We start from the raw sequence: 13,190 nt of genomic DNA on the forward strand, positions 1-13,190 counted from the left end.
AGCAATGACACGAAATAATGGGATTGTATGGAGCGGGTCTCTCTGGCTGCTTATTTTAAGTCAGTCGGCTTATAGTGCTGGAGTTAATGATAATCGCGACAAACTTGATGATGATCCAACAAAGGTAACCACTAAAGTTGGCGTTTCATGGTCAGATACCTACGACATGGACGACAGTAATCTCTCTTTCTCCGGTTCGGTCGCGCTGGATCAGGCAAAAAAACTGAACGCGCGCGTTAACAGTGATGCCAGCGAGTGGCGTGTGGGCGGGTCATGGCTGTTTCCGGTAGGCATCGTCAACTTTAATTTTGGTAAAAACCAGTATACCAATGGCGCTTCCCAGACTAACTATTCCGTCGGAACCTTTATCCCTCTCAGCTATTTTGGCTTCGCGCCAGCCGGTTTCCAGATATTCCCCATGGCTGGATATACCTACAACACCGGTGAGATAACCGGCTGCAGCACCGGAAATCCAGCAGATTGTAAAGCGCCTCAGTTCGCTGATGGTATTCCCTCCGAATATGGTTTCAGCACCATCACCACTTCCGGTAGCAGCGGCTATCTGGGCGCCTTTACCCTTCGACCGCTGACCTCTGAACTGACGATGATCGGCTTTGCGGCAGGCTCTTATGGGTCAAAAAATGAGGAAGGTGAACATTACCGGGGCTATTTTGGCGGGATCGGCGCTGGTTACAAATTTGATAAACATAGTTCAGTAAACCTTCTGACGTTCATTATGGACAACAACACCTATCTGGACGATCCCGACAAACGCTTTCTGATTTCGTATACCTGGCAATTTCAATAATACGCATTGATGGCTGCCTTACGGACGGATTTACCGCCAGGCAATGTACGGCTTTGGAGGCAAAAATGATTAAAGCGGTGATGTGTCTGTGCGGTTTCCTGCTGCTCTTCACTTTCCAAAACGCACTGGGCGCGGAGCCGCGTCAGGCGCCTTCGGCACAGGAAAAAGCGCGGACGTTGTATCTGCTTAATCAGCCTGTGGTGATGCTGCAGGCAAAGTTTGGCCTGACCACGCCAGAGGAGCGCGTCCAGCGCATCGTGACGATATTGCGTACGCTTGATGATAATGACCTTGCTCAACCGGTAATGATGCACACATTGACGCGCTACCAACAGTCAGCTGTGCTTTTTTCCGTCAACGGCAAACCTTTTATGTTACTGGCGCAGGGCGATCTGGATGAAGGGGACGATCTGACGCTGGAACAGGCCGCAGAGCGCCTCCGGTTCCGTCTGGACACGCTGAGGCAATCATTGTCTGAGCAGTACTCATCGCAATATCTATTGCTCTCTGCGGGTAAAAGCCTTGTGGGTGCGCTACTGCTGATCGCGTTTATCCTGTTTGCCCTGCGCTCTTATGCCTGGCTGAAGCGGATATATGACGCAAGACGTGCTCAGCGGAAAAGTTTCCCGGGTGCACTGCGCACTTTTCTTGGTCCCATTGAGGTACGGCTGTATGCCATTGTACTTACCGTGGCCTTCCTCGTGGCATTTTACATCTGGGTCAGTTGGGTGTTGCGGCTCTTTCCCTGGACGCGGATTTGGGGCATGGAGCTGGGAGGTTATGCGGTAGGGTTGCTGCAACGTCTCGGGCTGGCAATCCTTTCCGCGCTGCCGGGCATGCTGATTGTTATTGTCATCTTCCTGATCACGGCGCTGGTGACGCGATTGCTACGGCTGGTGCTGAGACGCGTTGAGACCGGGCAGTTACACCTGCCGGGCCTGCATCCGGATACCGTTGGCGTCACCCGGAAACTCATCAGCGTTGTCATCTGGTTATTCGCCTTATCGGCGGCGTATCCATTTTTACCCGGCGCTAATTCGCTCGCATTCAAAGGGATTAGCGTTTTCTTCGGACTGATGCTGACACTGGGCTCGGCAGGCGTAATGAACCATGCCATGAGCGGCCTGGTGCTGACCTATTCCCGCGCGCTGCGAAAAGGCGAAGTGATCAGGATTGCCGAGCATGAAGGCGTCGTCAGCGAGGTGGGCATGCTGGCAACGAAAATTCTGACCCGCGAGAATTACGAGGTGACGGTTCCCAACGCGGTGGTCGTCAGCGGCAGAATCGTAAACCTGAGCGCCACCTTGAAAGGCGACGGCGTCAATATGACGACCAGCGTCACCATTGGTTATGACACGCCCTGGCGTCAGGTTGAAGCGATGCTGGAGCTGGCCGCCAGTCGCACACAAGGAGTTAACCGCAGCATTACCCCAGTGGTCCGCCAGCTGGCGCTGCAGGACTGGTATGTGGCTTATGAACTTCAGGTCCGGCTTCAGGCGGGAGAATCGCTGGCCGGGGTAAGAAGTATTCTTCACGGACATATACAGGATGTGTTCAATGAATTCGGCGTGCAGATCATGTCGCCTAACTTCATCAGTCAGCCGGATCAGCCAGTGATTGTGACAAAGTCAAACTGGTTTTCGCCTCCTGCGAACAAGGATGTCCGCGATGAAGGTTAAGCCGGTTTTTGCTTTACCCACCGATTTCGTCCCTGCTGTTTTGCCCGGTAGAGTGCTTCATCAGCGCGGGCAATAATGCCGGCCGCGCTATCACTACTGCCGGAAACCGCGATGCCCATGCTCACAGTTACCGTTTTGCTGACCTCGGAAGCGCGATGCGGCAGCGCAGTTGCATGCAGGCTTGCCCGTATACGTTCTGCCACCAGAGCGGCTTCGTCGAGTGAGGCCGTTGGCAGCACCACCACAAACTCTTCCCCTCCGTAGCGGGCTACCAGATCGGCGGGCGTGCGAACCGACGATTTCAACACATCGGCGACTTTTGCCAGACAATCATCCCCGGCCTGATGGCCGTAATGGTCGTTGTAGCGTTTGAAATAGTCCACATCGAGCATGATCAGTGCAAACGGCAAATTCTGGTGGATAGCGTCCTTCAAATAGTTTTCCAAAGATCGCCGGTTTGCTGTTCCGGTGAGTGCATCCTGATGCGCCATGACATCAAGTCGCGCGATGAGCATCCTGTTCTCCTGATAACGTCGCCAGGCTTCATCAAACCAGCGCTGCAGGATATAGCGGCCATAAATCAGAATGGTGGTGAGGATGAGCCAGACCAGCAAAAATCGCACGCTGATGCCCTGATTAAGTTGCATGCTTGCCAGCAGAGCGGTTAACCATAACGGGGTTAGGAAGAACAAAAGAGCCGTTGGGTGATAATAGAGCGCGGCCAGTGCGGTGAGCATAAGAATCACACTGAGGGGCCAGGCAAAGGGCAGGTGCCACCAGACGATGAAATTATAGCTACAGTAGCTCCACATCAAACTGAGAACCAGCAGCAAACCTAGGCTGACAGATGTAAATCTGGCGGGAAGACGATAGATCAACAAAGCCAGTAAGCAGGATAAAGCAGTGATGCCGACCGCAATGCCATTGATGAGAGGAAGTATTTCTGCCTGATTGCTGATTGAACGGTCAAAACCGCTAATGAGGACATTGCGAAAAAAAATTATCAAAGCAAAGCTGACGTTCACAAACGTGAACCAGGGAATACTGATGTGTAGCGCTTGCCTGACCATATCATTACGGTCCTGCCATTCTATCGCCGTATCAAAAGCACGTCGTTGACCGCCAGAACGCTTATCCATCCCCGATGGCCTTATCGATGAGTAATTACTCTTCAGTGTAATAGAGGGAACTATTCCATGTGCCAATGTCATGCTGATAAATCAGAGTCAAAAGTTCAAAACGACATATCCGGTGTTCAGTGTCTGTTCAATTGACGGCGCTAAATCAGCCAATGATCAAGGAAATACGCCAATCTCAATTATGTCCGCTTCTGGCACACGGCCTACATTCGCGCGTGGCAACGTCCGCTTTAAGCGAGGAACGGACCTTGAACTACTATATACTCTCAAAGTGAATGGTATTGCTACCGGGATCTTACATAAGGACCGAGGATTGGGCGGAGCAAAACTTATCGCCTGAACCCCCAGTTTATCAGGAAGGGTACTACTAGTAATAATAAAAGAGTATTGAAAAGCGGCCCCAGCGTCATACAGGGCGAAATGGTATAATCCTTCTGGTGGACGACAGTATCCGTCTTGTACGATTTTTATTTTTTCTGTGTTGGGTTTTGTTTAAAGTAAAAGGTTATTTTACTTTCCTCAGCTGAGCTTTCAAAACTGAAGCTGAAATTTTTAAATTCGTCACCTAGACCGTTTTTATCAAATTTCTGACAACTTAAATTACCCCACATATCCTCACAGCATATCGAAAAAACCTTGGGATCTGCTTTCCTCTCGTTAAGTAAGTAATTACCAAATGATTCTTTAGATAATGTGTTTGATATTCCAGAAAAAAGTGATAATTCAACATCATTATCGTTACACTCAACTCCAATCCACTGGTGTATTTTAAAAGTTATTTCATTAAAATTAATGCCGTTTATTGTGATTTCTCTTGTGTCAAAATCGGAAATTATTTTGTTGGCTTGAATAGAAGATTGCAATAATAAAGCAAATTGAGATCTCGTTAAACTAGATAGAAAATCATCATTTTTTAAAGTGTCTTGAATGACATATGTAAAATTTGACATTTTCATATTATCATCACCCATGAAACTTTTAAGAATATCAGAATTGCTAAGATAGTCTTTTAAATACTTAATCTCTGTATGTTTGTAGTAGTAACACTTATCAGAAATGCAGAGTACGCCAATGGCTGGGTTTGCCAAAAAATCAGGATCGTTATCATAATATCTGCTCAGTTCGCTTTTCTTGGCATTACTTGAAAATGCAAATAGAACAGTAGGAGACTTTCCACCAATTGATCGAAATCTTCTAAATTTTCCAATTGTTGTTTCTAGCTCTTTCGCTGTTAAAGTTGATTTAACCTCAATGTTATATCTAACTGCTTCGATAGGAACGAAGGCAAGATCATTGTTTATATATGGCGGTAAGATTTCATTATCATAAATAATAACGTCACTTTCATTTGATTGCTCTCCACGTGAGTTCTCAATAATACCTCTTGAAATCTCATACTTTCTTGGAATGACGTCTTTTATTATTTTTATCAACTCTACTTCATTCAAACCACCTTTCACCCCCTGATGTTCTACATTTTTATTTACAGCAAACTCTTGTTTTAATGTTTTTATCCTCGATGATATCTTTTCTGAAATAATGCTCATATAAATGTTCCAATCTCTCTTTCGATTACTATTGATTTTTTAACTTGTGAATCACCTTACACTATTAAGTACTATATATAATAATTAACTAATGTTCAAAGTCACCATAATCACGAGATTGTCCATAAATTTCATTTTAATTCGTTTTTCTAGCTCGCGCTCTTGATTTTCTTGCTGGAAAATCTTAGACATCTGAAAAATCTCCTACATCTGGTCTTGATTCAATCCCTTAAACGGCTCAGTAACGCAGTGTAGACACTTTTAGTGTTCACCCTTAATCTTATTCTTTTCTCGTTCTGGTGGCTCTACTAGGCAAGAGTGATAATGGCTGTAAATCCATCATTCACAGCCTTACTCAAACGCTTAACTACACTAGTCAAATTTTCTGCCTCTTTAGTTAAGAAGCTTTCCGTAACACCTTTCGTTTCAGCGATTCCAGAGATATCGATACCTAATTAAGCATTCCACGGCTTAATGATTTGTAATAGTGTAGAACTGTATGGTTTGTGGTGTGACTTCCCTCTATGCCTCGTTCCAATCTCAGCTTTTTCCCTGACTCTGCATAAGAACTCTGGTCATCACGCATTTTAGAACGGTCACCAAAGAACTCTTTTACAGATAACCTTCCGTCATCTGTCAACAGCACCACAAATACAAAAAGATGTGGGGTAGCTTCATCGCGATGAACCACAATAGCTACAACACGATACTTTCCGTATTTTTTCAAGCTATGGCTAATAGCGGGCGAAAAATTCAGCCTGCTGTTGTGGACTCGCTTTCATAACGTACTCGAGGGCTAATACAGCATCCTTTAGGCGTTTTACTGGTATTAAATCTTGTAATCAGTTCATTGCCTGATCTGACGATTCGGACACATCGTATTCATTTTTTGGTGTACGTTCGACATCAGCGCACGCTACGCAGCTAAAAGAAAAATCAGCGGAGAGCCTGCCGTCATCATGTGTTAGCTCATGCAGTATTTCAGCTTGCCACAGTACGCAAGAGTTACGCTTCAGTCCTGCAAAATTCGGATGAAGCCATAGGCCTCAAACGAGACGTCGATTCAATAGTCGATTTTCGCGGGTACCTATATTGGGGGCCAACGCTACAAAAATTCGCAAAGTATGAAGATGTTGGGTTTGTCGCTTGAGAGCATCATGCGGGAGGGTGTGGCGACGCACGAAGCTGGAGATGCATGGCAGCGAATGCCTGCCGAAATGTGATGATCCAACAGCAATAAGACTAACCTGAACCGGCGGAGGCCGTTTTTTTGCGGCCATGCTACATCAGCGGTGAATGATACCGCTCACCATTCATAGAACAATCATCACTTAATTCCATGTTTTTGTTTAAGAAAAACAAAAGGTGAACATTGTGAAGGATAAATCCAAAAAAAACTTTTTTCACGTATTATGAAGTGATGATTTTCATCGAAGGGATTCAAATGGAAGCCACAAAAAAATTCATCTTAGATGGTTTAGCAGACTTTGCCTTAAGCGATTTACCAGGAAGGCCTTACGACAGTGCCTTTGAACTTTTAGCATCTCCTCCAGATCGAAAGCGCGTAATAATGATGGGATTCAATGGTTCCCTCGTAGATGCTCACATTACCAACGCGCAATCCATTCAGAAAGATTTCGAGTCCCCTACCATCTCAAATGTTCAGAACGGAATCGAAGGTGCCTGGGGAATAACTCACCTCGCGAAGAGGTTGCAACAAATCCCTGTAGGGCTTGGTTATGATTGGCAGGATGTCGTTTACACAAACGCTATTATGATGTGCTCCCAAAATGCAGCATCCATTCAAAAGGAAGCATTGAGGCAGAATCTATCCGTTGAGCAACTCGTGAAAAACTCTATGGGCTTCTTCGAAAATGTAACGCTGCAGCTTTGCAATCCAGAGGTGATTATTGCTTATAGCAATGGGCTGACTTCACTGTCCGCCGCCAGTTTGTTACTCAAACATTTTGGCGAGGCTGGTACATTGAAGTATTCGCATCCTAAAGGGTATTACACCACATACGCCTTTTATGCTAAATTCCACAGCCAGCGGGTTCCGGTTGTGTGTGTGCGGCATATGTCGAGGTTCAAACCTCATGAAGAGTATATTAAATCAGCTATTTCGCTGATGAGATAAGATGGTCCAATTTCGAGTTTTGGCTTGTTACTTTCCTGAATTGGTATACGTTTAGGTATACAAAGGAAACTTGAATTGAATAAAACATTTTATTTTCATTAAGTTATATTCCTTATTCAGACTCCGCCAGCCCACCAAAATTCTCCATCGATGATTACCAGAGTCATTCGATGAAGTCTTAAGAGCCCGTATGGCGCAAGCCTTACGGGCTTTTTTGTATCTGGACTCTTTCAAGGCGACTCGCATGAAAATCCCAAACCGACTCCAGCCTCTCGTCGATGATGGCCTGGTAGATGAAGTACTACAAAGACTAAGAAGCGGCAAAGAAGCTGACGTTTATACCGTGTTAACGGGCGGCAAAATCCAGTGTGCGAAAGTGTACAAGGACGCCACACAACGAAGTTTCAAGCAGGCCGTGCATTATCAGGAAGGGCGCAAAGTCCGCAACAGCCGTAATTCACGTGCGATGCAAAAAGGGTCGAAATTCGGGCGCAAGCAGCAAGAAGAGACCTGGCAAAGCGCGGAAGTTGATGCGTTATTCCGCCTGGCGAATGCTGGCGTACGCGTCCCGCAGCCCTACATTTGCATCGACGGCGTTTTGTTGATGGAGCTGGTCACAGACGCAGAAGGTCTGGTTGCGCCACGCCTGAGCGATGTGTTCCTGACTGAAGAGAACGCCTTGAAGGATTTCGATGCCATGATCCGCAATATCGTGCGCATGCTGTGCGCCGGCATTGTTCATGGCGACCTGTCGGAATTCAACGTGCTGCAGGATGCCAACGGACCGGTGATTATCGACTTGCCACAAGCGGTTGATGCCGCGGCAAACAACCACGCTGAATCGATGTTTGAGCGCGATGTGAACAATATCACCGCCTATTACGGGCAATATGCTCCGCAGATTTTGCAAACGCGCTATGCGAAAGAGATCTGGCAGTTATATGAAGATGGAAAGCTGACGCCAGAAACGCCGCTCACCGGTCTCTTCGTAGAAGAGGTGCATGAAGTGGATATGAACTCATTGATGGATGAGATCATCGCCGCCGAAGATGAGTTCTATGATCGTCAGCGCGCCGCTAAAGAGCGTGACGAAGAGTAGAGGCGGCTCCACAGCTCTGGCAGGCTGGCGATAAACGCCTCGACTATCGCGTGTTTATTGCCACCCGGATTCCACAACGTTACCAGCGTAACGTTCAATCCCTGATTGCCAACCTCGGTACGCAACCGTTGCACGTTGCGCCACTGCTATGCTGCGCCAGACAGATAGCAGATTAATATTGCAGAGCCACCGCTCAGGTGGCTCTTATCCCTTCCTGCAACAACCTAAAATGCTATCTACTGGTGATTTTGCCAGCGAAACTAGACCTTTTTCATTCCTGGTTTATTCTTAAATCTTTCCATCCCGGCCTGTGCCAGGATGATTACCTGAGACGACATATTTCATGAAAGAGGGAATTATGAAAAAGACTATTATTGCACTGTCAGCCATTCTGATGGCATCTTCGGCTTTTGCCGCGACCACACATGCAACTGATGAAACTGTCGCTAACGCGCAGGCCGGTGCGAACACCGCTAAAGAAAAACTGCATCAGGCGCAGAACGAAGGTAAAGAGCAGCAGCTGAAAGCGAAGCATGCGGCAGAAGGCAAAAGCGATAACCTGACCAGCAAAGCCAGCGAAGGTACGCAGAAAGCCTGGAACAAAACCAAAGAAGGTTCTGAGAAAGGTTGGGATGCCACCAAAGAAGGCACGCAGAAAGGCTGGAATAAAACCAAAGAAGGTGCCAGCGATCTGAAAAAGAAAGTGACTGAATAACGTTCGTCGCTCAATCCAGAGGCCGCGTTTGCGGCCTTTTTTATTGCCTGTTTTCCTCAACTTTGCATCTTTAACGCTATCCCCTTAGACTTTACCCAACACTCCATTAACCAATAATGCTCATGTCTGACACCTTTACCCGCCAGCCGCTGCCCTTGCCCAACGGTCATAACAAAGTCCTGTTGCACTCCTGCTGTGCGCCCTGCTCGGGCGAAGTGATGGAAGCGATGCTGGCTTCCGGCATCGATTACACCATCTTCTTCTACAACCCAAACATTCATCCGCTGAAAGAGTATGAGCTGCGTAAAGAGGAGAATATCCGCTTTGCCGAGCAGTTTGGCGTGCCCTTTGTTGATGCCGATTACGATAAAGACAATTGGTTTGAGCGGGCACGTGGCATGGAGTGGGAACCGGAACGTGGCGTGCGCTGCACCATGTGTTTCGACATGCGCTTTGAACGCACCGCGCTGTATGCACATGAAAACGGTTTCCCGGTAATCACCAGTTCACTCGGTATTTCGCGCTGGAAGAATATGCAGCAGATTAACGATTGCGGCGTGCGCGCGGCGGCGCACTATCCCGATATGCTTTATTGGGAGTTCAACTGGCGGAAAGGTGGCGGCTCGTCACGCATGATTGAGATCAGCAAGCGCGAACGTTTCTATCAGCAGGAGTATTGCGGCTGCATCTATTCGCTGCGCGACAGCAATCGCCATCGCGTAGCTAGCGGCCGCGAGCGCATTGAGATCGGCGTGCAGTATTACCAGCCCGACGAAGAGTAAAGAAAAGGGCAGGAAATCCTGCCCTTTTTTTATTAACGAAACACCAGCGTTAACACCACCATGACAACCATCATCATTATCAGGTGAAACACCACCTTATTGAGATTGCGGTTACGCATTTCACCTCCATGTGTTTAAAACCACTGGCCAAAGCGCTTGATGTAGAGCATTTTCATGCCCTGCGCGACCACGCAATAACCGAGCAGCGTTGCCACCAGCCATGGGAAGTAAGACCATGGCAGCGGCACCAATCCCACCATCGCACCCAGCGGTGAGAACGGCAGCAGAATGCCGGCGATCATCACACACGCAGTGGTCAGCAGCACCGGCAGCGCCGCACGGCTCTGGATAAACGGAATCTTTTGCGTGCGCAGCATGTGCACCACCAGCGTTTGCGACAGCAAGCCTTCAATAAACCAGCCGGACTGGAACAGCGACTGCATTTCTGGCGTATTCGCCGCGAACACGTACCACATCAGCGCAAAGGTGGTGATATCGAAAATCGACGACGTTGGCCCAATCCACAGCATAAAGCGTTTGATATTACGCGCGTCCCATTTACGCGGCTTACGCAGGAACTCGCGGTCCATTTTGTCCCACGGCAGTGCCAGCTGAGACAGATCGTACATCAGGTTCTGAATCAGCAGATGAATCGCCAGCATCGGCAGGAACGGAATAAAGGCGCTCGCCACCAACACCGAGAACACGTTGCCGAAGTTCGAGCTGGCGGTCATGTTCAGATACTTAATGATGTTGCCGAAGGTTTCGCGTCCCTTCATTACGCCCTCTTCCAGCACCATCAAATCTTTTTCCAGCAGGATGATATCGGAGGACTCTTTAGCGATGTCCGCCGCGCTATCGACGGAAATCCCGACATCAGCATCACGCAGCGCCGGCGCATCATTAATCCCGTCGCCGAGGAAGCCAACGGTGTGGCCCTGTTGCTGTAGCGCGCGCAGGATGCGTGATTTCTGCAGCGGCGTGAGTTTAGCGAATACCGCACTCTGTGCGGCGGCGTCTGCCAACTGCTCGTCGCTCATCAGGGCAATTTGGTCGCCGGTGACGATCGCGCCGCTGTCGATGCCAACCTGCTGGCAAATGCGCGCGGTCACCACTGGATTATCGCCGGTCAGCACTTTGACGCTAACGCCATTGTCGCGCAGCGCGCCGATGGCTTTGGCGGCGCTCTCTTTCGGTGGATCGAGGAAGGTCAGCAGCCCTTCTACCGTTAAGCCTTGCTCATCCGCCACGCTCAGCGGCTGCTGTAAACCCGGCTCCGCCAGCACGCGGCTCGCCACCAGCAGCACGCGGAAACCCTGCTCATTGTATTGATGTGCCAGCGCCAGCAGTTCTGCACGACGCGTTTCGTTCAGCGGCTGCACCAGTTTGCCTTCACGCTCGGCAGTCGCGATGCTCAGCATCTCTTCCACCGCGCCTTTGCAGATCAGCATCTGTTGATTGAGACGACGATCGCGCACCACCACCGAGACGCGACGGCGAATGAAATCGAACGGCAGCTCATCCACTTTGATATAGGTATCGCTTACCGCTTCGCTGACGCGGTTTTTGCCGTACTGCAAAATGGCGCGATCCATCAGATTCAGCGTGCCGCTTTGATAGTGGCTGTTAAGCCAGCTCAGCATCAGCACGCGTGAGTTCTCCACGCCAGCACAATCCAGATGATGCTCCAGAATGATGTTGTCCTGCGTCAGCGTGCCGGTTTTGTCGGTGCAGAGAATATCCATCGCGCCGAGGTTTTGAATCGCATTCAGACGTTTGACGATCACTTTACGCCGCGACATGGCGATGGCGCCTTTCGCCAGGTTGGAGCTGACGATCATCGGCAACATTTCCGGCGTTAAACCTACCGCTACCGCCAGCGCAAACAGTGAAGCATCCAGCCAGTCGCCTTTGGTTAGGCCATTAATCAGCAACACCACCGGTACCATCACCAACATGAAGCGGATCAGCAGCCAGCTCACGCTGTTGACGCCGCGGTCAAAGGCGGTTTGTGAGCGATTACCCACAATCGATTTCGCCAGGCTACCGAAGTAAGTTTCGCTGCCGGTTGCCACTACCACCGCTTTGGCGCTGCCGCTGGACACGTTGGTGCCCATCAGGCAGACGCTGCCCAGTTCCAGCAGCGATGTGCCCTGTTCGCTGGCACCGCTGCTTTTGCTGGTGACGTGGCCGGTGACGTCATATTTCTCAACCGGTAACGATTCGCCGGTCAAAATCGCCTGGCTGATAAACAGATCGCGTGAATCCAGCAGCCGTACATCGGCTGGCACCAAATCCCCCGCCGACAGATAGATGATGTCACCCGGTACCAGCGTGGCGATATCGACTTCCTGTTTGAGCGGCGCTTGCTGCGCTGACTCACGACGCAGCACCGTGGCGGTGGTGCGCACCATCGATTTCAGCGCCTGCGCCGCTTTATTGGTACGGAACTCCTGCCAGAAGCGCAGCAAACCGCTGAGCGTTACCATCGTCACAATGATGATGACACCGGTCAGATCGGTCTCCTCGCCGTTGCGCAGCGGCAGCCAGAAATCAGTGAAAAAGCTCACCAGCGCCAGCGCCATCAGGACATAGATAAACGGATTGTTGAATGCCTGCAGCAACTGCAACAACGCCGGTGGCGCTTTGTCGTGTTCGACCTGATTGCGGCCATATACATTCAGGCGCGCCTCGGCTTCACGTTCACTCAGGCCGAGCGCATCGCTGCGCAGACGCACCAGCGTTTCGTCGGCAGTAAAACCGGCTTCATCTTCAATCAGGTAACGCGGTGTTTTTTGACGCGGCTGGCGCGTGGTGTTCCAGGCTTTTTTGTCCTGGTTGAGTTTCATGTCAGTCATAGTGACATTCCTCTTTATTACGGCAATAAAAATCCCTGCGTGCGAGGCACACAAATTAAATTAACGGCAATGCGTTTGTTAAATTAAAAATAACCTGTCGGGAATTTCCATATCACCTCCCGGAAATTAAAGACGAAAAGAGTCGCTCGCAAAATAACGAGTAATAAATAAAGACGAAAGTAAACACCACGCAATCGAACAGCGAAAAGCCGTCTAAAGTGCAGCGCCAATCAGCACGCTGAAGTTCAGCGCGCGTATCGAGGCGGAGGGAAAAGTGTGTTAAAAATCATGTGCATGATGATATCCCCACGGGCTTTGGCCCGTTACAATGTCGTTTAAAGGGAACAATCATCAGAAAAGAGAGGATTGCTGCCCGCCGTGTTGGCAAGCAGCGACAAAAAAGTTCGCGCGTCAGCTTGCCTTGTG

General features: G+C 49.2%; 11 protein-coding genes. 6 read left to right on the forward strand and 5 right to left on the reverse strand.

The window, feature by feature from the left end; all coding sequences use genetic code 11:
- Nucleotides 1–4: 4 nt before the first annotated feature.
- Both PO881_RS14545 and PO881_RS14550 read left to right on the forward strand, forming a co-directional pair.
- The gene (locus PO881_RS14545; protein WP_280171990.1) at nt 5–808 is read left to right on the forward strand and encodes a hypothetical protein; all 804 of its coding nucleotides are present in this window, start codon (nt 5–7) and stop codon (nt 806–808) included.
- A gap of 65 nt (nt 809–873) precedes the next feature.
- Complete coding sequence (locus PO881_RS14550; protein WP_280171991.1) at nt 874–2,487, forward strand: mechanosensitive ion channel domain-containing protein; 1,614 nt, start codon at nt 874–876, stop codon at nt 2,485–2,487.
- On the opposite strand, the gene PO881_RS14555 is transcribed toward PO881_RS14550, so the two are convergent.
- The 3 genes from PO881_RS14555 to PO881_RS14565 all read right to left on the reverse strand — a co-directional run bounded on the left by PO881_RS14555 (nt 2,484) and on the right by PO881_RS14565 (nt 5,864).
- Nucleotides 2,484–3,557, reverse strand: a complete 1,074-nt coding sequence (locus PO881_RS14555) for a GGDEF domain-containing protein (protein WP_280172908.1) — start codon at nt 3,555–3,557, stop codon at nt 2,484–2,486. The two genes, PO881_RS14550 and PO881_RS14555, sit on opposite strands and share 4 nt — an antisense overlap.
- A 536-nt stretch (nt 3,558–4,093) precedes the next feature.
- Complete coding sequence (locus tag PO881_RS14560; RefSeq protein ID WP_280171992.1) at nt 4,094–5,173, reverse strand: DUF6602 domain-containing protein; 1,080 nt, start codon at nt 5,171–5,173, stop codon at nt 4,094–4,096.
- A gap of 451 nt (nt 5,174–5,624) precedes the next feature.
- On the reverse strand, nt 5,625–5,864 hold the full coding sequence (locus PO881_RS14565) for a plasmid recombination protein (protein WP_280172909.1): 240 nt from the start codon (nt 5,862–5,864) through the stop codon (nt 5,625–5,627).
- Between the two features lie 753 nt (nt 5,865–6,617).
- Here PO881_RS14565 and PO881_RS14570 point away from each other — a divergent pair.
- Together PO881_RS14570 and PO881_RS14575 are read left to right on the forward strand one after the other, a co-directional pair.
- Complete coding sequence (locus PO881_RS14570) at nt 6,618–7,310, forward strand: hypothetical protein (protein ID WP_280171993.1); 693 nt, start codon at nt 6,618–6,620, stop codon at nt 7,308–7,310.
- Between the two features lie 244 nt (nt 7,311–7,554).
- Complete coding sequence (locus PO881_RS14575; protein WP_192411363.1) at nt 7,555–8,409, forward strand: PA4780 family RIO1-like protein kinase; 855 nt, start codon at nt 7,555–7,557, stop codon at nt 8,407–8,409.
- Here PO881_RS14575 and PO881_RS14580 read toward each other — a convergent pair.
- Nucleotides 8,376–8,543, reverse strand: coding sequence for a hypothetical protein (locus tag PO881_RS14580; RefSeq protein WP_192411362.1), 168 nt, complete (start codon nt 8,541–8,543; stop codon nt 8,376–8,378). The two genes, PO881_RS14575 and PO881_RS14580, sit on opposite strands and share 34 nt — an antisense overlap.
- A gap of 224 nt (nt 8,544–8,767) precedes the next feature.
- Here PO881_RS14580 and PO881_RS14585 point away from each other — a divergent pair, with 224 nt between their 5' ends.
- Together PO881_RS14585 and PO881_RS14590 are read left to right on the forward strand one after the other, a co-directional pair.
- Complete coding sequence (locus PO881_RS14585) at nt 8,768–9,124, forward strand: hypothetical protein (protein WP_110868297.1); 357 nt, start codon at nt 8,768–8,770, stop codon at nt 9,122–9,124.
- Between the two features lie 122 nt (nt 9,125–9,246).
- Nucleotides 9,247–9,906, forward strand: coding sequence for an epoxyqueuosine reductase QueH (locus PO881_RS14590; protein WP_008101584.1), 660 nt, complete (start codon nt 9,247–9,249; stop codon nt 9,904–9,906).
- A 134-nt stretch (nt 9,907–10,040) separates the two neighbouring features.
- Here the strand turns inward: PO881_RS14590 and mgtA are convergent, their stop codons facing one another.
- Nucleotides 10,041–12,764, reverse strand: a complete 2,724-nt coding sequence (mgtA, locus tag PO881_RS14595) for a magnesium-translocating P-type ATPase (protein WP_110868283.1) — start codon at nt 12,762–12,764, stop codon at nt 10,041–10,043.
- Nucleotides 12,765–13,190: the final 426 nt, after the last annotated feature.

The organism is Pantoea sp. SS70 (genome assembly GCF_029866845.1).
GTDB classification, from domain to species: domain Bacteria; phylum Pseudomonadota; class Gammaproteobacteria; order Enterobacterales; family Enterobacteriaceae; genus Pantoea; species Pantoea leporis.